General features: G+C 60.8%; 20 protein-coding genes. 8 read left to right on the top strand and 12 right to left on the bottom strand.

All coding sequences use genetic code 11. The annotated features are described in order from the left end of the window. Positions 1-11: 11 nt before the first annotated feature. The gene (locus LQK84_RS02290; RefSeq protein ID WP_230826961.1) at positions 12-512 is read left to right on the top strand and encodes a GNAT family N-acetyltransferase; all 501 of its coding nucleotides are present in this window, start codon (positions 12-14) and stop codon (positions 510-512) included. A gap of 16 nt (positions 513-528) precedes the next feature. Continuing rightward, positions 529-1,569 carry a zinc-dependent alcohol dehydrogenase family protein gene (locus LQK84_RS02285; RefSeq protein WP_230826960.1) on the top strand — a complete coding sequence of 347 codons (1,041 nt, stop codon included), beginning with the start codon at positions 529-531 and terminating at the stop codon, positions 1,567-1,569. Between the two features lie 34 nt (positions 1,570-1,603). Here LQK84_RS02285 and LQK84_RS02280 read toward each other — a convergent pair whose 3' ends face one another. Next, complete coding sequence (locus tag LQK84_RS02280; protein ID WP_230826959.1) at positions 1,604-2,971, bottom strand: AcvB/VirJ family lysyl-phosphatidylglycerol hydrolase; 1,368 nt, start codon at positions 2,969-2,971, stop codon at positions 1,604-1,606. Then, positions 2,968-5,589, bottom strand: coding sequence for a bifunctional lysylphosphatidylglycerol flippase/synthetase MprF (gene mprF / locus LQK84_RS02275; RefSeq protein WP_442966861.1), 2,622 nt, complete (start codon positions 5,587-5,589; stop codon positions 2,968-2,970). The genes LQK84_RS02280 and mprF overlap by 4 nt, the downstream gene beginning before the upstream one ends. A 295-nt stretch (positions 5,590-5,884) precedes the next feature. Here mprF and LQK84_RS02270 point away from each other — a divergent pair, with 295 nt between their 5' ends. The 3 genes from LQK84_RS02270 to LQK84_RS02260 all read left to right on the top strand — a co-directional run bounded on the left by LQK84_RS02270 (position 5,885) and on the right by LQK84_RS02260 (position 7,144). Then, positions 5,885-6,283 carry an NADH:ubiquinone oxidoreductase subunit NDUFA12 gene (locus tag LQK84_RS02270; protein WP_230826957.1) on the top strand — a complete coding sequence of 133 codons (399 nt, stop codon included), beginning with the start codon at positions 5,885-5,887 and terminating at the stop codon, positions 6,281-6,283. Positions 6,284-6,381: 98 nt separating this feature from the next. Continuing rightward, positions 6,382-6,786 (top strand): DUF2155 domain-containing protein, encoded by a 405-nt coding sequence (locus LQK84_RS02265; protein ID WP_230827274.1) that lies wholly within the window; start codon positions 6,382-6,384, stop codon positions 6,784-6,786. A gap of 73 nt (positions 6,787-6,859) precedes the next feature. Then, the gene (locus LQK84_RS02260) at positions 6,860-7,144 is read left to right on the top strand and encodes a hypothetical protein (protein WP_230826956.1); all 285 of its coding nucleotides are present in this window, start codon (positions 6,860-6,862) and stop codon (positions 7,142-7,144) included. Between the two features lie 27 nt (positions 7,145-7,171). Here the strand turns inward: LQK84_RS02260 and aat are convergent, their stop codons facing one another. From aat to LQK84_RS02240, 4 genes are all read right to left on the bottom strand, one after another. Further along, the gene (gene aat, locus LQK84_RS02255) at positions 7,172-7,792 is read right to left on the bottom strand and encodes a leucyl/phenylalanyl-tRNA--protein transferase (protein WP_230826955.1); all 621 of its coding nucleotides are present in this window, start codon (positions 7,790-7,792) and stop codon (positions 7,172-7,174) included. 11 nt (positions 7,793-7,803) lie between these two features. Continuing rightward, positions 7,804-9,150 carry an acetyl-CoA carboxylase biotin carboxylase subunit gene (gene accC / locus LQK84_RS02250; RefSeq protein WP_230826954.1) on the bottom strand — a complete coding sequence of 449 codons (1,347 nt, stop codon included), beginning with the start codon at positions 9,148-9,150 and terminating at the stop codon, positions 7,804-7,806. A gap of 10 nt (positions 9,151-9,160) precedes the next feature. After that, complete coding sequence (gene accB, locus LQK84_RS02245) at positions 9,161-9,631, bottom strand: acetyl-CoA carboxylase biotin carboxyl carrier protein (protein WP_230826953.1); 471 nt, start codon at positions 9,629-9,631, stop codon at positions 9,161-9,163. A 197-nt stretch (positions 9,632-9,828) separates the two neighbouring features. Beyond that, positions 9,829-10,596: a DsbA family protein gene (locus tag LQK84_RS02240; protein ID WP_230826952.1), complete on the bottom strand. Its 768-nt coding sequence runs from the start codon at positions 10,594-10,596 to the stop codon at positions 9,829-9,831. Between the two features lie 217 nt (positions 10,597-10,813). Between LQK84_RS02240 and LQK84_RS02235 the strand changes: the two genes are divergently transcribed. Together LQK84_RS02235 and LQK84_RS02230 are read left to right on the top strand one after the other, a co-directional pair. Beyond that, the gene (locus LQK84_RS02235; protein ID WP_230826951.1) at positions 10,814-11,977 is read left to right on the top strand and encodes a pyridoxal phosphate-dependent aminotransferase; all 1,164 of its coding nucleotides are present in this window, start codon (positions 10,814-10,816) and stop codon (positions 11,975-11,977) included. A gap of 115 nt (positions 11,978-12,092) precedes the next feature. After that, on the top strand, positions 12,093-12,623 hold the full coding sequence (locus LQK84_RS02230) for a TIGR00645 family protein (protein WP_230826950.1): 531 nt from the start codon (positions 12,093-12,095) through the stop codon (positions 12,621-12,623). A 9-nt stretch (positions 12,624-12,632) separates the two neighbouring features. Here the strand turns inward: LQK84_RS02230 and LQK84_RS02225 are convergent, their stop codons facing one another. Continuing rightward, positions 12,633-13,268, bottom strand: coding sequence for a TetR/AcrR family transcriptional regulator (locus LQK84_RS02225; RefSeq protein ID WP_230826949.1), 636 nt, complete (start codon positions 13,266-13,268; stop codon positions 12,633-12,635). 153 nt (positions 13,269-13,421) lie between these two features. On the opposite strand from LQK84_RS02225, the gene LQK84_RS02220 reads away from it, so the two are divergent. Then, the gene (locus tag LQK84_RS02220) at positions 13,422-14,624 is read left to right on the top strand and encodes a multidrug effflux MFS transporter (protein WP_230826948.1); all 1,203 of its coding nucleotides are present in this window, start codon (positions 13,422-13,424) and stop codon (positions 14,622-14,624) included. Positions 14,625-14,708: 84 nt separating this feature from the next. On the opposite strand, the gene prfB is transcribed toward LQK84_RS02220, so the two are convergent. The 5 genes from prfB to LQK84_RS02195 all read right to left on the bottom strand — a co-directional run bounded on the left by prfB (position 14,709) and on the right by LQK84_RS02195 (position 20,579). Next, positions 14,709-15,840, bottom strand: a protein-coding gene (gene prfB / locus LQK84_RS02215; RefSeq protein WP_230826947.1) for a peptide chain release factor 2 whose coding sequence is annotated in 2 segments (ribosomal slippage) — positions 14,709-15,770 and positions 15,772-15,840 — 1,131 coding nt in all. Because the reading frame shifts where the segments join, the coding sequence is not laid out codon by codon here. Positions 15,841-15,941: 101 nt separating this feature from the next. Continuing rightward, entirely contained in the window at positions 15,942-16,301 is a 360-nt protein-coding gene (locus tag LQK84_RS02210) for a type II toxin-antitoxin system PemK/MazF family toxin (RefSeq protein WP_230826946.1), read from the bottom strand. Continuing rightward, positions 16,298-16,522 carry an antitoxin MazE family protein gene (locus LQK84_RS02205; RefSeq protein WP_230826945.1) on the bottom strand — a complete coding sequence of 75 codons (225 nt, stop codon included), beginning with the start codon at positions 16,520-16,522 and terminating at the stop codon, positions 16,298-16,300. Before LQK84_RS02205 ends, LQK84_RS02210 begins: the two co-directional genes overlap by 4 nt. 62 nt (positions 16,523-16,584) lie before the next feature. Then, positions 16,585-19,041 (bottom strand): penicillin-binding protein 1A, encoded by a 2,457-nt coding sequence (locus LQK84_RS02200; RefSeq protein WP_230826944.1) that lies wholly within the window; start codon positions 19,039-19,041, stop codon positions 16,585-16,587. 299 nt (positions 19,042-19,340) lie between these two features. After that, positions 19,341-20,579, bottom strand: coding sequence for an N-acetylmuramoyl-L-alanine amidase (locus LQK84_RS02195; RefSeq protein ID WP_230826943.1), 1,239 nt, complete (start codon positions 20,577-20,579; stop codon positions 19,341-19,343). Between the last annotated feature and the right edge of the window lie 166 nt (positions 20,580-20,745).

The raw sequence follows: 20,745 nt of genomic DNA, 5'->3' as shown, positions 1-20,745 counted from the left end.
GAGAGGTCTCAATGTTCTTCATCCGCTCCGCCGGTGAGGCCGATCTTCCCAAGGTGCAGACGCTGCTCGCCGAAACATGGCGCGATACCTATCGCCCTTTCCATGGCGACCATGTCGTGGAAGCGATGATCGCGCACTGGCATTCCAGCGCCTCGCTCGCCAGACGCCTGCATCGTCCGGACTCGGAATTTCTGGTGGCCGATGATGGCAAGCAACTGGCCGGCATGGCCTTCGCAGCGATGTCGCGAAACACGCCGAAGCTCGCCAATCTGCACCAGCTCTACATTCATCCGCTCTGGCAGGGGCAGGGGATCGGCACGGATCTCTTTGCCGAAATCGAGACCTGCTTCCCGGATGCCGACCGGATGCACTTGGAAGTCACGGCCGAGAACGAGCGCGCCATCGAGTTCTATACCAAGGTCGGTTTCCGCGAGATCGGACGCATCGACAATGTCGGCCCGCCGGGCGCGAAATTGCCGGCCATCCTCATGGAAAAGACGCTGGCCTTCTAACTTTCGGAGACACCTCGTGAAAGCCGTCTATTTCGAACGCTTCTGCGAACCGCCCCGCATCGCAACCCTGCCGGACCCTGAGCCGGGCGTTGATGGCGTCGTCGTCAAGATCGAGGCGACGGGGCTTTGCCGGTCCGACTGGCACGGCTGGATGGGCCATGACAGCGATATCGTCCTGCCGCATGTTCCGGGCCACGAACTTGCCGGAACGGTGGTCGCCACCGGCCGCAACGTGATGCGCTGGAAGAAGGGCGACCGCGTCACAGTGCCCTTCGTCTCCGGCTGCGGTCGCTGCGCCGAATGCGCGTCGGGCAACCAGCAGGTCTGCGAGGCACAGTTCCAGCCGGGATTTACCGCCTGGGGCTCCTTTGCCGAATATTGTGCCATCGATTATGCCGACGCCAATCTCGTGCGCCTGCCGGACAGCATGGATTTTGCGACCGCCGCCGGCCTCGGCTGCCGCTTCGTCACCTCGTTCCGCGCGGTCGTCGATCAGGCCCGCGTGCAGCCCGGCGAATGGGTCGCCGTCCACGGCTGCGGCGGCGTGGGCCTGTCGGCCATCATGATTGCCAACGCCATGGGCGCGAATGTCGTCGCCGTCGATCTGTCGGACGACAAGCTGGCGCTCGCGAAGAAGCTCGGTGCCGCCGTGACGGTCAATGCGCGCAATGTCACCGATGTGCCCGCCGCCATCCGCGAACTCACCTGCGGCGGCGCGCATGCCTCGGTCGATGCGCTCGGCCATCCGACCACCTTGTCGAATTCCATCCTGTGTCTGCGCCGTCGTGGTCGCCATGTGCAGGTTGGTCTGCTGCTGGCCGACCAGTCGCGTCCGCCGGTGCCGATGGATCGCGTCATTGGCTGGGAGCTGGAGATCAAGGGCAGCCATGGCATGCAGGCGCATCGCTATGGCGCGATGTTCTCGATGATCGAGACGGGCAAGCTGAAGCCCGAACTGATGATCGGCCGGACGCTGAGCCTCGACGAGGCGCCCGAAGCCCTGATGGCGATGGACCGATTCGACGGCGTCGGCATTGGCGTGATCACGCGCTTCTGAAGTGATTTGGGGGGCTGGACCGAGGCACGGCCGATCACTTCAGCCGCTTGCGCAAGCCGTCGAGAATGACTTCGCTCACCTTGTCGTAATCGTTGTTGAAATGGTGGTCGCCGGGAAGCTCCGCCACTTCGATACCCTTGTCCTTCAGGTCCTTGCAGACGGCCTCGTCGTCGCCCGTGCCGCCGATGCATTGCACGAGCTTGGGGTCCACCTTGGCGATGGCATCGAGCGTCGTGCCGCCCTGATAGCTTCCCTCCGCGCCGAACCAGCCGGTCACCGAAATCTCATAGTCGACCGATTTCGTCAGCGCGAGCAGCGACATGAACTTCACTGGAGCCCTCTGCCGATCGGTCAATGCATCATAGGCCGAGGGGAGCACGTCCGCGCCGAAGGAATAGCCGAGCAGAAGGACGTTCTTCACCTTCCACTTCTTGCGATAGGCGTCGATGATCCGCCCCAGATCCTTCGCGGTCGTCGCCTGGTCCTTTTTCTTCCAGAAATAGCGCAGCGAATCGACCCCGACGACCGGAATGCCTTGGGTCTGGAGATATTCGCCGATCTGGCTGTCGATGTCGCGCCAGCCGCCGTCCCCGGAATAGAAGATCGCCATCGTGTCGTATTTCGGCGTTGCCGCGAGCTCGGTCAGCGGCAGGCCGAGATCGTTGGCCGCGACATCGTTGGCGGCAACCTGCGCCTTGACCGTTTCGAGCAGAAGATCGCCGGACGCGTTATCCACCTTGACCACCTTCACGTCCTGATGGGCCGCAACGATCGAAGCGACATTGCTCTTCCCATCGGCAGGGGCGTTCGGTGTCTCGAGCACGGTGACCGGGGCCGGCAAGGCGTCGTCCGTCAGCCCGTAGATATAGCCGTTCGGTGTCGGCTGCTTCGTGGCCGGTGTGCAGAGCTGTTTGGTCAGCGGGATTTCGGCGGTCGGATCGACCGCAATCGCTTCCTCGATCGTCGCCGGTGGCGACTGCGCGATCATGGCGAGAACCAGCGCGCCACCCGGCCCTTCACCGGCCAGAACCGGCGCATGATAGGCACTGTCGCCGGCGTGCCGCTGAACCTGCTGCGACAGCGACTCGATGTCGGAGATCATGTAGATGCAGTCGTCTTCATTGTCTTGCGCCATCGAGGCGACATAGGCCTTGTAGTCGATGCCGACGACGGCAGCACCCGAGGCGACGAGAGCGCTGAGGCGATCATCGTCCTTCTTCGTCCAGCCCTGAGGACCGGACAGCAGAAACACCATGGATTTCAGGCTGCCGCTCGGCAGAACGATATGGGGGGAGGGAATGAGGCCTGTGTCGTAGGCATTCTGGTCTTCGGCTTTCGAACCATACGCAGACGCGGCCAGTACCGAGCACAGCCCGGCCAGCAGCCAGTTTCTGAATTTCATTTCCCGACGACTCCTCTCAGGCCACCACCGATCAGGACCGTCACATCCATGATCGCCATGACAGGCGACGCATTGCCCGACACGGCAATATAGCGTGCTTCCCATCGCGGCGCGAACTTCGATTTGTAGGCCTTGAGGCCTTTGAAATTGTAGAAGCGCTCGGCATGTTCGAAGATGACGCCGCCAATGCGGTCCCAGACGGGAGCGGAATCCCGCTTCGACATGCCTGACAGGGGCGCCATCCCCAGATTGAACGTCTGGAACCCTTCGTCACGAAGATATTCTATGATCTGAACGAAGAGGAAATCCATGGATCCATTCGGCGCATCGGGCAGGAAGCGCATGAGATCGACAGACGCTTCCAGCTTGGCATCCGTGATGAGCAAGGTGGCGAACGCGACAATCCTGCCACGCTGCCTGAGCAGCGCCACGGGTTGTGAACGGATATAATCGGGCTCGAAGGAGCCGAGCGAGAAGGTCTTCTCGCGCGCGTCGTGCTGCTGGAGCCACGAGTCGGAAACCGCCTGCAGCTCGTCCATCACCGCATCGACCTCGGCGCCCGCATTCGCGACATGAAATTCGAGGTCTTCACGCTGCGCCTTACTGATGGCATGGCGCAGGTTGGACATGCGTCCGCCTTTCAGCTGAAAATCCGGCAGTGAGACCTTCGCCGCCTCGCCAAGCTTGTAGGCCCTGAGGCCCGCATCGGCACAGAAGCCGAGGAGGGCGGGCGTGATCTGATAGAATACCGCGCGTGCGCCATTGGCATGCGCCATCTCGACAAAGCGCCAGAGCAGCTCCGTCGCTTCCTCTTCATCGCCGACCGGGTCGAAAAGTGCCACCCAGGAGCGGCCCTGGATGCCATACATGATGAAGCAGGTGCCACTGTCCGAAAGCAGGATCTGCTTGTCGCCCATCCGCACCAGATTGGCATCGGCAGTCCCCTGAGCCATCACGATGGGCAGTGCCTTTTCCAGCGAATCCCCCGTCGGCAGTTTCGGGCGAAACTTTGCCGGACGCAGCAGGCTGTAGATGGCGACTGCCGAAGCCGCCATTGCCAGACCGGCGGCCGCCCGAAGGCCGCGCGGTACTTCGTCGGCAATCTCGAATTCCCACCAGAGGCTGTCCGAGTAGTCGACGTCGCGATAGACGAAGAAGAGCAGCGTGACGGCTGACGCGACGATGACGGCCATGGCCGCGACCCAGGACGGGGCCAGCGCCTGATGGATCAGCGACGCCGGGCGCTTGAACCGCTGATGCGTCATCGACAGCGCCAGAATGAGCGTGATCAGCAGCGAGGCCTCAAGTGCCGAAACGCCGCGCAGGTTGGCGAAGAACAGTGCCGCGATGCTCGTCGCAAGCGTGAACCACCAGGCGGCATCGAGCCTGTTGGACAGCCCCCGCGCGGCAATGAAGATCCCGAGTCCCAGAAGGCTCGTGATGAAGTGCGCGCTCTCGACGATCGGGACCGGCATGTAGTTTTCGAGCCGCACCAGCTTGTCGTCATTGGTCGGCGTGACGCTCGAAAAGATCAGGATCGCGCCAGTCAGGACCGAAAGTGCCGCAACGAGCGCCGGTGCCAGCCGTGGTTCCAGCTGCCGGAACGCGGCAGCGACCGGCACCAGCGCAAAGCGGCGGGTTTCGACGAGGATGAGGGCAAGTGCCGCAATCAGCAGCGGCAGGACATTGTAGATCAGCCGGTAGAGAAGCAGACTGCCGAGAAGGCGATCGACCGGCACATGCGCGCCGAGTGCGGAAACCATCACCGCTTCGAAAATGCCGATGCCGGCAGGCACATGGCTGATGATCCCGAGGCCGGTCGCTGTGGAATAGATCGCGAAGAACACGGGCCAGCCGATCGCGTCCTGCGGGATGAGCACATAAAGCGCGGTGGCAGAGGCTGCCATGTCGAGCGCGCTGACCAGGAACTGCTGTGACGCGGTCTTGCTGTCGGGCAGGCGAACGGTGAGGAGCCCGAGGCTGATCCTTCGCCCGCCGCGCCCCATGACGAGGAGGGTGGTCATCACCAGAAGGATGACGATTGAGATGCCGCGGATCAGGGTCGCGTCGAGGCCCGCCAGGGCTGACAGGCGTGGCGCTGTGACAAGAACCGAGATCGCAGTGACGCCAAGGATGCCAAGCCCGAAGGCGAGCGTGACGAAAGCGACGACCTTGCCGATCTCTTCCGGCGTCAGCCCAAGGCGGAGATAGGCCCGGAGACGGATGGCGCCGGCCGACAGCGCGCCGAAGCCCGCCGTGTTGCCGATGGCATAGGCGATGAAGGACGTGATGGCGACCGAGACCAGCGGCAGCTTTTTCTTGCGCACATATTCGATCGCATTGAGATCGTAGCAGATCAGTGCCGCGAAGCTCAGCGCGGTGAAGAGAAGCGACAGCAGGATTGCGGATGTGGGTGTGGCGGAGAGCGCATCGCGCACATCCTCGATGCGGATTTCCGTCGTCAGCTTGTAGATGGCATAGGCCGTCAGGCTGCTGACAATGAGGATCGCCGCGAGCATCAGATATTCGCGATAGCGCTCGAAGAGGTAGAGCAGCCGGAAGACCGCACCCTTCCTCTCTTCGGCGACCGGATTGTCTGTCTCTGTCACGCGTGTCATCAATTTGGTAAGGCCCCTGCAACGTTGTCGGAGCGGTGTTCTTTCATCATGACGAATTTGCGGCGAGGCATTTGGCTGACCCAAAAATAATCTTACATTTTCGCGTCTTCATACAGTCTCAATGTGAACTTGATTCTGTCTGTTCCAAAGCCCGACGGAACTTCCACAAAGCCGCAGGATGAATATTCCGCAGGCGCGAAAGGCTCTGGACATTCGGTGCTTCTGGCTGCATAAGCGGACTAGGGCCGGGCTTGAGAAGAGTCCCGCTGTCGAACGTCATATCCAAGGCTTTGCGATGAAGAACCTACTCCTTGAACTTTTCACCTGGTGGAATGGGCAGACCATGGGCACGCGCTTCTTCACGTGGCGCAAGGGCAAGCGGGTCGGCGAAGATCAGTTCGGCAACATCTATTACGAAGGTCCGATGTCGACCTACGGTCTGCAGAAGCGCTGGGTGATCTACAAGGGCTATGCAGAAGCGTCGGCGATTCCGCCGGGCTGGCATGGCTGGATGCATCACCGCACGGATGTTCCGCCGACAAAGCAGGACTACAAGGCGCATGACTGGCAGAAGCCGCACCACGCCAACCTGACCGGCACTGCCGCCGCATACCGTCCGCAGGGCTCGCTTGCAGAAGCCGGCCAGCGTCCGCGCGTCTCCGGTGACTATGACGCCTGGACCCCGGGCAACTGACGCCTTGTGGCCACAATCGGCATATACCGGTCGTGGCCATTGACGGTTGAAAGAGGCGAATCTTGCGAGCAACGGCTAAGCTTTCATACGGCAGAGGGCTGCTGACAGGCCTTCTTGCGGTCGTTGCGCTCGGCTTCACCGGCGAGGCGCAGGCTGCGCGTATATCCAACGCGGTTGCCGTCTTTGCCGGTCTCGACAAGATCACCGGTCGTGTCACATCCTTCGATGTCTATATCAACGAGACGGTCCAGTTTGGGGCCCTTCAGGTGACGCCGAAGGTCTGTTACTCGCGTGACGACACGGAAGCCCAGAAGGTTGACGGTTTCGTCGAGGTCGATGAAATCACCCTCGATCGCAAGATCCGCCGCATCTTCACCGGCTGGATGTTTGCCGACAGCCCCGGCCTCAACGCCGTCGAGCATCCGATCTATGACGTCTGGCTGACCGGCTGCAAGCAGAAGTCCGACGTCCCACCACCGGATGCGGCCTCCAAGGCGAACTAATCTTACTTTTAAATCGAAAGTTTACATCGTCCCTCTACCGTGGCGAGCAATTTTAGGGCTCGGCGGAGAATTCATGTCAATTTGGATAAAGGCATATCTGGCTCTCGCCTTTGTCATCGGCTGGGGTACTTTTATCTATGCGCGGGAGCTTTCCAGTGCAGATGACGAGAAGGGCGCCCAAAAGCCGATTTGGTTCGGAGGTATTCAGAATGTCTACCTGGTCTCACGGATTCTAAAGAAGCATGCCGTGAACGGAAACCGCCTCGCGCTCTGGGCATATTGGTTGAATCTTCTGATTTTTGCAGTGATGCCAATTCTCATGGTTATTCTTGTCTTTCAGGGACCGGGGAAACAGTAATATGCATGCTGCCTGCAAGGGTGCGGCTTAACTCCGCGCGAAATCGATATCCGGCCGCGATACTGCGTCAGCCAGCAATATCTCGTACTGCGCCTTCGGCACATCGATGGCGCCGAATGTCCTCAGGTGTTCGGTGGTGAATTGCGTGTCGAGCAGGCGGAAGCGCCGTTCGCGCAGGCGTTCGACCAGATGCACGAGGCAGATCTTGGAGGCGTTCGTCCGGCGCGAGAACATGCTCTCGCCGAAGAAGGCGGCGCCTAGCGATACGCCGTAAAGGCCGCCGACCAGTTCGCCATCTTCGAAGGCTTCGACGGAATGGGCGTGGCCCATCTCGTGGAGCTGGCCGTAGAGATCGAGGATCGTTTCGTTGATCCAGGTCGTCGGGCGATCGTCTGCCGGCTCGCCGCATTTCAGCATGACGTCGCGAAAGGCGGTGTTGACACGGATATCGAAGGGGGATTTGCGCATCATCTTGGCAAGGCTGCGCGAGACGTGAAAACCGTCGAGCGGGATGATGCCGCGCAGTTCCGGCTGCACCCAGAAGAGCTCCGGATCGTCAGCGGATTCGGCCATGGGGAAGAGGCCGATGGAATAAGCGCGCAGCAGGATTTCCGGTGTCAGTTCCGGGTCCTGTAGCTGCGCGCTCATGATGCTCGTCTTTACTCCGCCGGCTTTTCCGCCAGGTACTTTTCCAGCCAGTGGATGTCATAATCGCCATTGGCGATATCCTGGTTGGAAATCAGGTCCTGGAAGAGCGGCAGCGTCGTCTTGATGCCGTCGATGACAAACTCGTCAAGCACGCGGCGGAGCCGCATCATGCATTCGACGCGGGTGCGTCCATGCACGATCAGCTTGCCGATGAGGCTGTCGTAATAGGGCGGGATCTTGTAGCCCTGATAGGCTCCCGAATCGACGCGAACGCCCAGTCCACCCGGCGCATGGAAATGCGTGATCGTGCCCGGCGAGGGAACGAAGGTGCGGGGATCTTCCGCATTGATACGGCATTCGATGGCGTGACCGGAGAACTTGATCTCGTCCTGCGTGACCGAGATGCCGCCGCCGGACGCGATGCGGATCTGCTCATGCACGAGGTCGATGCCGGTGATCGCTTCGGTGATCGGATGCTCGACCTGAAGACGGGTGTTCATTTCGATGAAATAGAACTCGCCGTTTTCGTAGAGGAATTCGATCGTACCGGCACCGCGATACTTCATCTTCTTCATGGCGTCGGCGCAGATCTGGCCGATGCGCATGCGCTGCTCGACATTCAGGGCAGGGGAGTTGGCTTCTTCCCAGACCTTCTGGTGGCGGCGCTGCAGCGAGCAGTCGCGTTCGCCCAGATGCACGGCATTGCCCTCGCCATCGCCCAGAACCTGGACTTCGATATGGCGCGGCTTGCCGAGATACTTTTCCATGTAGACGGCATCATTGCCGAATGCGGCCAGAGCCTCGGAACGCGCCGTCGAAACGGCTTCTTCCAGCTCTTCCTCGGTCTTGGCGACCTTCATGCCGCGTCCACCGCCGCCGGCGGTTGCCTTGATCAGGACCGGGAAGCCGATCTCACGGGCAATTTCCAGCGCGTTTTCCGGCTTCACTTCGCCGGCCGAGCCCGGAACGACCGGGATGCCGAGTTCGACAGCCGTCTTCTTGGCGGTGATCTTGTCGCCCATCAGGCGGATATGTTCCGCCGTCGGCCCGATGAAGGTGATGCCATGGGCGTCGAGAATGTCGGCGAACTTGGCGTTTTCAGACAGGAAGCCATAGCCCGGATGCACGGCGTCAGCGCCGGTGATCTCGCAGGCCGCAACGATCTGGTGGATGTTGAGATAGCTGTCGCGCGACGGCGGCGGGCCGATGCAGACGCTCTCGTCGGCGAGGCGAACATGCATGGCATCCGCATCGGCGGTCGAATGGACGGCGACGGTCGCGATCCCGAGTTCCTTGCACGCCCGGAGGATGCGAAGCGCGATCTCGCCCCGGTTGGCAATGAGGACTTTGGAAATCATGGGACGCCCCTTATTCGATGATGATCAAGGCTTCGCCGAATTCCACCGGTTGGGCGTCCGTGACGAGGATTTCGACAACCTTGCCCGAGCGCGGTGCCGGAATCTGGTTCATGGTCTTCATGGCCTCGATGATGAGGATCGTCTGGCCTTCCTTGATGGTCTGGCCGACTTCAACGAAGGGCCGTGCGCCGGGAGCCGGCGACAGATAGGTCGTGCCGACCATGGGCGATGCGACCGTGTTCTTCGGGTCGCGGGCAGCAACGGCCGGAGCCGCGGCCTCTGCCGGTGCCACGGCAGCGACGGGGGCCGGTGCGGGAGCCGCTACGCTGTAAGGCATGTGCATGGCTGCGGGAGCAGCGCGCGAAACGCGGATGCGAAGCGCATCCTGTTCGACTTCGATTTCGGTGAGGTCGGTTTCTTTCAGGATGTTCGCGAGGTCGCGAATGAGGGCCTGATCGATGCCGGTCTTCTTCTCTGCCATGAAAATCGTCCTGTTCTTATTCTTCTCAAGCTCGCCTTTGACGACCGCGCGCGACATTGTCGCTGCGCCAGCCGGGCGGCGTCGGGGTTCTTCTATAGTCTGGACTTCAGGCAAATGGAAGCCATTGCTTGCCGTAGCGGCACGCACGGTGAATAACCGCGCATGCGCGCCACAAAGCGGTGTGGAAAACTCGTTCCTCAGCAGGTGGCCTTGCCGCAGGCGCGCATGTTGGCGACCTTCTGGGTGAGCACGTCGAGGCCGGCAGCACCCGGGATCATGTCATTTCCGATGATATAGGCGGGCGTGCCGTTGATACCGAGTGCATCGGCCAGCTGGTAGGACGACTTGACGCTCTGCTCGCCGGCATTGGCGGCGACCTGCTTGGCGATTTCGGCCTTGGAGACGCCGAGGCTTTCGGCAACCTTCAGCGCGGCGTCCTTGTTCGCATGGCCCGTGCCGCCCAGAAGCGCCATATGGAACTGGCCGTATTTTTCCGGCGCGATGGCGCGGAAGGCCAGCGCGATCTTGTGCGCCTCGATCGAATCCTGACCGAGGATCGGGAATTCCTTGAGCACGAAGCGGACATTCGAGTCCGACTTGATCAGCGCCGACATGTCCTTGATGGCGTGCTTGCAATAGGTGCAGTTGTAATCGAAGAACTCGACGATCGTCACGTCGCCCTTAGGGTTGCCCAGGACGAGGTCGGAGGCGTCGGAGAAGAGCGCCTGCTTGTTCTTGTCGATGGCGCCGGAAGCCTTGGCCGCCGTCGCCTGATCCCGCTTGGCCTGCAGCGCCTCCTGCGCTTCGATCAGGACCTCCGGGTTGTCGATCAGGTACTGGCGCACGATGTCGCCGATTTCCTTCTTCTGGCCATCGTCGAAGGCACGGGCCGGAGCCGTGGTCGCCAGAATGGACGCGACAACGAAGGCGCCTGATGCCAGCAAGTTCATGATCTTCGATGCCATTTCTGTCTCCTGGTTGCTCGGCTGTTTTTGGCGCGAAGCGGCATAACAGACGGCAATTATGTTTGGCCTGTGGCAGGACGCCCGGCGCTAAAATCATCTCCTTGCTCTTTACAATCGGCGGGGCCTGAATACAAACCGCAAAACCGGACAAAATGACCTGCTCGCGGGAATGTGAAGAGCTTGCCCCGTGATGCAGCGGACAATCGAGGAGACTGCCTTGGCCGACCTTTCGACACGTGGAAATGTTGAACCTTTCCACGCCATGGATGTTCTGGCCGAGGCGACGAAGCGCCGCGCTGCCGGCCATGCCGTCATCTCGATGGCCGTTGGCCAGCCATCGCATCCCGCTCCGAAGGCAGCACTTGCCGCCTCGCGCGCAGCCCTCGAACACGGCCGCCTCGGCTATACCGATGCGCTGGGCCTGCTGTCCCTGCGTCAGGCTTTGTCCTCGCATTATCAGGATCGCTACGGCGTCTCGATCGATCCGCAACGCATCGCCGTGACCACGGGATCTTCCGCTGGCTTCAATCTGGCCTTCCTGGCGCTTTTCGATCAGGGAGACTGGGTGGCGATCGCGCGTCCCGGCTATCCCGCCTATCGAAACATCCTCAAGGCACTCGGGCTCAACGTTCTGGAAGTCGCCGCCGATGCCGCCAGCGGCTTCACGCTGACGCCGGACAATCTGGACGCCGCGGCAAGTCAGGCCGGCATCCGCCTGAAGGGCGTCCTGCTCGCCAGCCCCGCCAACCCGACAGGGACGGTGACGGGTGCGAGGGCACTGAAGGCCCTGGCGGACTATTGCCGAGCCAATGCCATCCATTTCATCTCCGACGAGATCTATCACGGCCTCACCTATGCCGGTGAGGAGACGACCGCGCTTTCGGTGACGGACGATGCGATCATCATCAACTCGTTTTCGAAATACTATTGCATGACCGGCTGGCGCATCGGCTGGATGGTGCTGCCGGAAAACATGGTCCGCAGCTTCGAGCGCATCGCCCAGAGCCTCTACATCTCCGCACCCGAATTGTCGCAGATCGCCGCCGAGGCGGCATTGGGCGAGACGGAGGAGCTTGAGCGGGTCAAGGACAGCTATCGCCAGAACCGCGACATTCTTCTCGAAGCCCTGCCACGCATAGGCCTGACGCTCGCGTCACCCATGGACGGTGCCTTCTACGCCTATGCGGATGTCAGCCGCTTCACCAATGATTCGATGGCCTTCGCCCGCCGGATGCTGGCCGAAACCAATGTCGCGGCAACGCCCGGCATCGACTTCGATCCGATCGATGGCCATCACACGATGCGCTTCTCTTATGCGGGGGCCACGGCAGAAATGGTGGAGGCGATGGAGAGAATAGAGCACTGGCTCAAGGCGTTCTGAAGAGATCTGCGGGATTGAACCTGCAATTTGCCAATGATTGCCTTGGAATTCCGCTCCCGAAGCCTATATTGGCGAAGCCCCCGGGCATCTGGCCGATTTTGCTTTAGAGGTTCTTATGAAATCATTGGAGTTGCTTGTAGAACGCATCATTCTGTCGAGCCGCTGGATATTGGTCATCTTCTATCTGGGCCTTGCCGCAGCTCTTGCACTTTATGGCTTCTCGTTCCTTCTGAAATTCATCAAGATCGCTTCCAATGTCATGGTTTCGAGCGAAGAGGACATGATTCTCGCCATGCTCGGCCTGATTGATGCCGCACTGGTCGGTAGTCTGATCGTCATGGTGATGATTTCGGGCTACGAGAACTTCGTCAGCCGTTTCGACGAGGCTGAGGCCAATGTCGACAACAAGGAAGTTTCGTTCCTTGGCAAGCTCGACTCTGGCAGCCTCAAGATCAAGGTGGCCTCATCGATTGTTGCGATTTCCTCGATCCACCTGCTGCAGGTCTTTCTGAACGTCAATCAGTACACCGACACGAAGATCGTCCTGCTGACAGGTATCCACCTTGCCTTCGTGATCTCGGCCCTGATGCTCGGCTATCTTGAGAACATGATGTCAAAGACGAAGACGGATGTTCGCAAGCGCTGATGATTTGAACTAGCGGCGGGCAAAGGCGCGCAGGAAGGTCTTGACTGCGCGCTCTGCCATGCCGGCGCATTCCTCTTCGCTGGGGAAGCGGCCGAGCTGGAATTCCGTTCGCCACTCGGCGGTCAGCAGCGCCAGATACTGCCGCGCGGCAAGGGCCGCGTCGTCGAATTCGAGATAGCCGTTCAACGCAAGCTGCGACAGCTGCGCCGCCACCATCGAGCGCTTCCGGCCTGAGCCGAATTCACGCCAGACCGTGAACAGTTCCGGATAGCGACCGCTCTCGTTCTCTGCCAGCTTCAGCAGCCAGCGGCTCGTCTTGTTCTGCGTGACATGGTTGAGCAGACGGGCTGAAAATGCCGTGAGTTCGGCCTCGAGATTCTCCGGCCTCTCCGGAAAGTCTTCCATCAGCAGGAGAAAGTTCGCCGCAGACTTCTCGGTCAGGGCTGCCACGACGTCCTTGAAGAGCCCGTCCTTGTCGCCGACGTGGTTGTAGATCGTCTGGCGCGAGACGCCGGCCTTCGTTGCCACCGCGTCGATGCTCGCGCCCGTGTAGCCATCCTGACAGAAAACTGTCGCGGCCGCCTCTAGGATGCGGTCACGCTTGGATTTGGCAAGGTCAGGTGTTTCGGCGGTTTCAATGTCCATGAACCCGAAATAATCCTTCCATCAAAAATATTCAAGTTGGACACTCTTGTCCAATTGGACAATAGTGTCTAAAAATATGGGCGGAAACGAATTTTGTGGCGGCGAACTCCCAATGCTGCCTCGTCCACCCCCGAAAAAACTGGAGAGATTTCGATGAAGTCCTCGACGCTTTACTACGCCCTGATTCTGGGCTTCCTGTCCGCTGTCGGCGTCTCCGCGCTGGATATCTACCTGCCGGCGCTGCCCTCGATCGCCAAGGATTTCCGCACCGATGGCAGCACGCTGCAGCTCAGCCTGACCTCCTATTTCATCGCCATGGCGATTGCACAGATCGTCTATGGCTCGGTCTCCGACATGTATGGTCGCCGTCCGCCGCTGATTGCCGGCATGACCATCTACATGATCGGTGCGATCGGTTGCGCCCTGGCGCCGAGCGTTCACGCGCTGATCGCCTTCCGCTTCATTCAGGGGCTGGGCGCCGGGGCAGGGGCTGTGATTGCCCGCGCCGTTGTCCGCGATCTGCATACGGGCCCGGAAGCGGCTCGCCTCATGTCGCTCCTCATGCTGGTCTTCAGCATCTCGCCCCTGCTGGCGCCGCTGGCCGGCAGCCTGATCGTGTCCTTTGCGACCTGGCGCGATATCTTCTGGGTGTTGACGGCCTTCGGCCTTATCGGCGTCCTCCTCGTGACCTTTGTTCTCAACGAGACACGGACGAAAGAGAAGCGGCTTGAAAGCAGCCTCAGCGGCGCGTTCAAGAACTACGGACTGCTTCTGATCGATCCGCACTTCATGGGCATCGTCGGCATCGCCGCCTTCGGCATGTCGAGCTACATGGTCTATGTCTCGAACTCGTCCTTCGTGATCATCGAGCATTTCGGCCTGTCGCCTTCGGCCTATGGAATCATGTTTGCGCTGAATGCGATCCCGTTCTTCGTCTTCTCGCAGATGAACGCGCGTCTTGCGAAGCGCTACGGCCTGCGCCGGGTCGTTCGGACCGCCGCCTTGCTCTATTCCTCGATGATGGTTCTGCTGCTCGCGACCCGTCTTGCCGGCATCGATAACTTCCTCCTGATGACCGTGCTGCTTCTCGCCGGCTACGGCTTCCTGGGCCTCGTCGTGCCGTCCTCGGCCGTGCTGGCGCTGGAGGCCCACGGCCGCATTGCCGGTACGGCTTCGGCGCTGATGGGAACGCTGCAATTCGTGGCAGCCTCGGCCGTGACGGCGCTGGTCTCGCTCTTCTTCAACGGGACGTCGATGCCCATGATTGCCGGCATCGGCCTCTGCTCGATGATGGTGGTGCTATTCAGCCTGCTGACGCTGCGCCCGGTCGCCCGGACGATTGTCGCGGCGGAGTGACGCCCACGACGCAAACGACTGTCTGAAACTGAAAAGGGGAGCCGGAAGCTCCCCTTTTGTATGTTGCGATGAGGGATGTTGTCCTCAGTCGATATCCGCGACGTCCACATCCGCGCCACCGGTGACGCGGTGCGCAAGGGCTGCTTCCATGAACTCGGTGATCTCGCCATCGAGAACATCGCCAGGAGCCGAGCTTTCGACGCCCGTGCGCAGGTCCTTGACCATCTGGTAGGGCTGCAGGACGTAGGAGCGGATCTGGTGGCCCCAGCCGATATCGCTCTTCGACGCAGCTTCGGCATTTGCCGCCGCTTCGCGCCGCTCAAGTTCGGCCTCGTAAAGGCGCGAGCGCAACATTTCCCACGCCTTGGCGCGGTTCTTGTGCTGTGAACGCTCCTGCTGGCAGGCGACCACGATGCCGGAGGGCATGTGCGTGATGCGCACGGCCGAGTCGGTCGTGTTGACGTGCTGACCACCGGCGCCCGACGAGCGATAGGTGTCGATGCGGCAATCGCTTTCGTTGATGTCGATCTGGATCGAATCATCGACGACCGGATAGACCCAGACGGACGAGAAGGACGTGTGCCGGCGCGCGTTGCTGTCATAGGGCGAAATGCGCACGAGACGATGCACGCCCGACTCGGTCTTCAGCCAGCCATAGGCATTCTCGCCCTTGACGAGGATCGTCGCGGACTTGATGCCGGCTTCTTCGCCGTCATGCATTTCCAGGATTTCCACCTTGAAGCCCTGACGCTCGGCCCAGCGCGTGTACATGCGCAGAAGCATGTTCGCCCAGTCCTGGCTCTCGGTGCCACCGGCACCCGAATGGACTTCCAGATAGGTATCGTTGCCATCGGCTTCACCGGACAGCATCGCTTCGACCTGAAGCCGTGCAAACTCGGTGCGCAGCGTGCGGATCGAATCTTCGGCATCCTTCACGATGCTGTCATCGTCCTCGGCCTCGCCAAGTTCGATCAGCTCGATATTGTCCGTCAGCTCGGATTCGAGCTTCTTCAGACCGTTGATGCTCTTGTCCAGGTTCTGACGCTCGCGCATCAGCTTCTGGGCTTCGGTCGGGTTATTCCAGAGATTGGGATCTTCTGACTTGTTGTTGAGCCAGTCGAGACGTCTTATCGCCTGATCCCAGTCAAAGATGCCTCCTCAGCAGGCTTATGGCCTGCTTGATTTCGTCGACAATGTTCTCGATTTCGATACGCATGGGTCCGTTTCTGATCGTTGGTATAAGCTGGCGATGACATAATTTCTTGAGGGGCGGATGTAAACCCGCGAAACGAAAAAGCAAAGCGCGGGGAGGGGCTGTTAGCCGCTTTCGGGAGACACCGCTTTCGTCGAGGTCGCTAGCCCAAGAAATACGATGATCGACTGGTTCAGTCGCAGCATGTCGCGCTCTGCCAATTGCCCGATCCGTTTTCCGAGCTTCGACTTCTGCACAGTCGTAATCTTGTCAACCATCAGGCAGCTTTCGCGGATGAGGCCGTTTGTCTTCGACGGCTCTACCATCAGCCGGAAGAGAGGCGCTTCGGTCGTGTCGGATGTGAAGGCGCAGACCGTGATGGACTGTGTGGCTGCAAAGGCGTCGTCCTGAATGATGACAACAGGACGGGGCTTGCCCGCAGAATCATTCCCGCCGGCCACGGTCCAGATCTCGCCGCGCGTCATTCGCCTGAAAGCTCGGAAATGGCGTCGATGAAGTCCTGATCGTCATGCGCAGAAGCGCTCTGTGCAACGGCCACCGATTGCCTCAACGCCTCCGCGCGAAAACTGTCGGACCGCGTATCCGGCACCCAAATCTGCACTGGCCTCAAACCTTGAGCGCGCAACCGCGCCCGATATTCGGAGACCTTTTCCCGTGAAGACTTTCGCGCAGATCCAGAGGCCATGACACATCTCCCGTGGGTTACATGTAACCTATCACGCGTGACGCGACATGGCCAGCAGTTCGTCAGAACAGGCCCGGCTGTCCCTGCTTCACCGCATCATTGGCCTGCGGCGACTGGTTCATGATCTGCTCCGGCGTCGCATAGTCTTCGCCGCCGATGACGGAGAAGACATTGGCGGGGCCGGTGCCGGGTTTGAAGGCTTCCACGATCGTGTTCGGATCGCCGGGGCCTGCTTCCATGCCGGTCTTGCGGTCGACGGCAATCAGTTGCATGCCTTCCGGAACGATGAACTTCGACGGGGTGATGTCCTTGTCGGCATCCTGCATGAACTCGTTGAAGATCGGTGCGGAAAGGTGACCACCGGTGCCGCCGCGGCCCATCGGCTGCGGGTTGTCGTAGCCGATATAGACGCCGGCGACGAGGTCGGGTGTGAAGCCGACGAACCAGGCGTCCTTTTCGTCGTTTGTCGTGCCGGTCTTGCCGGCGACGTCGCGGTCGAGCTTGACCTGGCCTGCCGCCGTGCCGCGCTGCACCACGCCCTGCATCATCGAGGTGATCTGGTAGGCCGTCATCGGGTCGAGAACCTGCTCGCGCTTGTCGTCGACAACCGGCTCTTCCTGGTTCTTCCAGTCAGCCGCGTTGCAGTTTTCGCAGACGCGGTCCTCATGCTTGTAGATCGTCTTGCCGGTGCGGTCCTGAATGCGGTCGATCAGCGTCGGCTTGATCTGCTTGCCACCGTTGGCGATCACCGAATAGCCGGAGACCATGCGCATCACGGTCGTTTCGCCGGAGCCGAGCGACATCGCGAGGACCGGCTGCATGTGATCGTAGATGCCGAAACGTTCGGCATATTCGGCCACCGTGTCCATGCCCATGTCGTTGGCGAGGCGCACTGTCATCAGGTTTCGCGACTGTTCGATACCGCGGCGCAGTGTCGACGGACCGGAGAAGTCGCCGCCATAGTTCTTCGGCGACCAGACCTGACCGCCGGGGAGCTGCAGCTCGAACGGCGCATCCATGACCACCGAGGCGGGCGTGTAGCCGTTGTCGAGCGCGGCCGCGTAAACGAAGGGCTTGAACGACGAGCCAGGCTGGCGCATGGCCTGCGTGGCGCGGTTGAATTCCGACTGCGCGTAGGAGAAGCCGCCGACCATGGCGAGAACACGGCCCGTCTTCGGGTCCATGGCAATCATGCCGCCCTGGATCTTCGGCGGCTGGCGCAGCTTGTATTGGCCGGGCTTGCCGTCGATGGCCTGCACATAGACCACATCACCCGGCTGGAAGATGTCGATCGGGGACTTCGCCTTCGTCATCAGCGACTTCGAGGAGCGATAGGCCCATTTCATGTTGGCGTCGTCAATGCGGCCGCGCTCGCGCGCCGCGTCAACCTTGCCTGCCGGGTCATGCTCGGGACGGATGCCGATGTCGACACCCTTCGAATCGGTCGCCAGCACCACGGCAAGCTTCCACTCCGGCACGTCGCGCATTTCATCGAGCTTGGAGAGTGCCGGACCCCAATCGCCGGCGACGGCGATATGATTGATCGGACCGTGATAGCCGCGCTTGATGTCGAAATCGATCAATGCATCCTGCAGCGCCTTGCGTGCATAGATCTGCAGCTTCGGGTTCAGCGACGTGCGGACCGAAAGGCCACCTTCATACAGCGACTTCTCGCCATACTGCGCGATGATCTGGCGGCGGGCTTCCTCGGCGAAATAGTCGGAGGCGAAGAGGTAGGTCCCGTTCTTGCGGCCGGTGACGCCCAGCGGTTCCTTCTTGGCGGCGTCGCCATCGTCCTTGGCGACGTAGCCGTTCTCGACCATGCGGTCGATCACCCAGTTGCGGCGTTCAAGTGCTGCATCAGGATGGCGGAAGGGATTGTAGTTGGCCGGACCCTTGGGCAGCGACGCCAGATAGGCGCATTCGGCGATCGAAAGTTCCGTGACAGACTTGTCGAAATAGGTCAGCGCCGCCGACGCGATGCCGTAGGAGTTCAGGCCGAAGAAGATTTCGTTGAGGTAGAGCTCGAGAATGCGATCCTTGGAATAGGTCTGCTCGATGCGCAGCGACAGGATGGCTTCCTTCGCCTTGCGCGACATGGTCTGGTCGGACGAGAGCAGGAAGTTCTTCGCCACCTGCTGGGTGATCGTCGAGGCGCCAACCGGGCGGCGACCGCTGCCGACATTCTGCAGGTTGACGAGGATGGCGCGTCCGAGGCCCACCACGTCGAGACCGGGATGGCTGTAGAAATTCTTGTCCTCGGCCGAGATGAAGGCGGCCTTGACGCGGTCCGGGATCGCCTGGATCGGCAGGTAGAGCCGGCGCTCATGGGCATATTCGGCAATGAGCTGGCCGTCACCGGCATGAATGCGGGTCGTCACGGGCGGCGCATAATTCGCCAGTACTTCGTAGTCGGGCAAATCCTTCATGACCGTGTTGAGGTAGATCGCGGCGGCAGCTGCAGCGCCGAAAAACAGGATCGCGCTCAATCCGAAGAAATATCCGATCAGTCTAACCATGTGCCTTTACCGGTTTGCGTGTTCCGGAGACATCGTCAGCCGGGACCGCGTTCACCTTCATCAAAATGTGTCAGGGCGCGCCGCGCCATTGTTGCAATGTGCGGCCTTCCTCCGGACGCAGGCCATTTCTCGCACTGCGTCATTAACTCGTCTGTAAGGGTCCGAATGTGCGGAAAATAGGGCCTTCAACCCACTTCCGGAAAATCACTACACCAATCCGGTATGCCTGTTACTTATCCGACACAGGGGGATTCGTCAAAACCCGCGCCTTGTCAAGACGATGCACCCTTCCTTGCAGGTTACCCACCGAGCTTCTCGCGGTAACGCTTCACCGCGTCGGCGATCAGAGTGACCAGCTTGTCGCGGAAATCGGCCCGCTGAAGCTGCTTCACATCCTCGGGATTCGACAGGAAGCCGAGTTCGAGCAGCACGGATGGCACGTCCGGAGCGGTGAGCACGCGGAAGCCTGCCGATCGGTGCGGATTGTTGATCAGCCCGATCTGCCCTTCGAAGGAGTGAACGATGGAATTGGCAAGGCTGATCGAAAAGGCCTGCGTTTCGCGGCGCGTCAGGTCGATCAGGATGTCGTTGACCTCCGAGGGTTCCTTTTTAACCTCGACGCCCGCCACTTCGTCCGAGGTGTTTTCGCGTCTGGCAAGCTCGTCGGCAAGCTTGTCCGAGGCGCGGTCGGAGATCGTGTAGACGGTCGCCCCGCGCGTCGATTTCTCGCGCAGCGTATCGGCATGCAGCGAAATGAAGAGGTTCGCCCCGCGTGACCGGGCGATCTGCACGCGCTCTCCCAGTGAAAGGAAAATATCGGTGTCGCGGGTCAGGAAGGCCTTTATGCCCGGGCGCGTGTTGAGCTCCCTGGCAAGCGTCGTTGCGAAGTCGAGGGTGATGTTCTTCTCGTAGACGGGGTTCTTTCCGGAGGTCACCGCACCGGTGTCGATCCCGCCATGGCCAGCATCGATCGCCACGGTGAAGACGCTGTCAGGCGAGGGGGGCTGCTGCGGCGCAAGCGGCACGACGGGTGCGCTGCTGCTTTCCGAGTTGCCCCAATTGCCCTGCTTCTTCATCGCTGCATATTGGTCGGGCGTAACGATCGCGCCGTCGAGCACCAGCCGCCAGCCTTCGCCTTCGTCGTTCTTGCGCGCCTCGGCAACCTCAAGCCCGGCCGGGAGCTTGGACGTCAGGACAAGGCGCGTGCGCCCCGCGCTCATCGCACCGAAGCGGATGCGCTCATAGATGCCGCGGGCTTCCAGCTGCTCCGGCGGGAAGGCGAAATTCACCGTGCCGGCGATGTCCACGACAATCCGGTTGGGGCTTTCAAGATAGTGAACCGTGAAGTCCGGCTTGACGTCGAAGTCGATCACGATGCGCGTGCGCGCTTCGTCTCCGGCAATGCGGGCAGCCTTCGCATTGAGCTCCGTGGCGGATGCCGGAAAACTGAGAAACGACAGAAAAAGATGTGCCAGAACGAGACAGAACGCAGCCGTTCCTTGGCTTGGTCTCAGCAGGCGACCGGCATTGCTCAGCATCCGATGCGTTCCCTCTCAAGTGACGGCATGTATGACGGCCTGCTCCCCTGAAACGCCTGCGCCAGCGGGAAATCGCCGCGTTCATGACGGGTTTCGGAACAGTGGGCAACCCCGGCTGCCGGAGAAATCGTTCAACATTATGACGGCCGTTTCGGGAAGCGAGGCT

Source organism: Rhizobium sp. C4, from assembly GCF_021026315.1.
Lineage (GTDB): Bacteria > Pseudomonadota > Alphaproteobacteria > Rhizobiales > Rhizobiaceae > Ensifer_A.
This window is presented reverse-complemented; position numbering and strand designations above follow the sequence as displayed.

Bases quoted from the DNA above. Each gene is read 5' to 3' on its own strand.
- LQK84_RS02220 (WP_230826948.1), top strand. From the start codon at position 13,422: ATGAAGTCCTCGACGCTTTACTACGCCCTGATTCTGGGCTTCCTGTCC.
- LQK84_RS02230 (WP_230826950.1), top strand. From the start codon at position 12,093: ATGAAATCATTGGAGTTGCTTGTAGAACGCATCATTCTGTCGAGCCGC.
- mprF (WP_442966861.1), bottom strand. From the start codon at position 5,589: ATGACACGCGTGACAGAGACAGACAATCCGGTCGCCGAAGAGAGGAAG.
- aat (WP_230826955.1), bottom strand. From the start codon at position 7,792: ATGAGCGCGCAGCTACAGGACCCGGAACTGACACCGGAAATCCTGCTG.
- accC (WP_230826954.1), bottom strand. From the start codon at position 9,150: ATGATTTCCAAAGTCCTCATTGCCAACCGGGGCGAGATCGCGCTTCGC.
- LQK84_RS02290 (WP_230826961.1), top strand. From the start codon at position 12: ATGTTCTTCATCCGCTCCGCCGGTGAGGCCGATCTTCCCAAGGTGCAG.
- LQK84_RS02280 (WP_230826959.1), bottom strand. From the start codon at position 2,971: ATGAAATTCAGAAACTGGCTGCTGGCCGGGCTGTGCTCGGTACTGGCC.
- LQK84_RS02240 (WP_230826952.1), bottom strand. From the start codon at position 10,596: ATGGCATCGAAGATCATGAACTTGCTGGCATCAGGCGCCTTCGTTGTC.
- LQK84_RS02205 (WP_230826945.1), bottom strand. From the start codon at position 16,522: ATGGCCTCTGGATCTGCGCGAAAGTCTTCACGGGAAAAGGTCTCCGAA.
- accB (WP_230826953.1), bottom strand. From the start codon at position 9,631: ATGGCAGAGAAGAAGACCGGCATCGATCAGGCCCTCATTCGCGACCTC.
- LQK84_RS02260 (WP_230826956.1), top strand. From the start codon at position 6,860: ATGTCAATTTGGATAAAGGCATATCTGGCTCTCGCCTTTGTCATCGGC.
- LQK84_RS02270 (WP_230826957.1), top strand. From the start codon at position 5,885: ATGAAGAACCTACTCCTTGAACTTTTCACCTGGTGGAATGGGCAGACC.
- LQK84_RS02225 (WP_230826949.1), bottom strand. From the start codon at position 13,268: ATGGACATTGAAACCGCCGAAACACCTGACCTTGCCAAATCCAAGCGT.
- LQK84_RS02210 (WP_230826946.1), bottom strand. From the start codon at position 16,301: ATGACGCGCGGCGAGATCTGGACCGTGGCCGGCGGGAATGATTCTGCG.
- LQK84_RS02195 (WP_230826943.1), bottom strand. From the start codon at position 20,579: ATGCTGAGCAATGCCGGTCGCCTGCTGAGACCAAGCCAAGGAACGGCT.
- LQK84_RS02200 (WP_230826944.1), bottom strand. From the start codon at position 19,041: ATGGTTAGACTGATCGGATATTTCTTCGGATTGAGCGCGATCCTGTTT.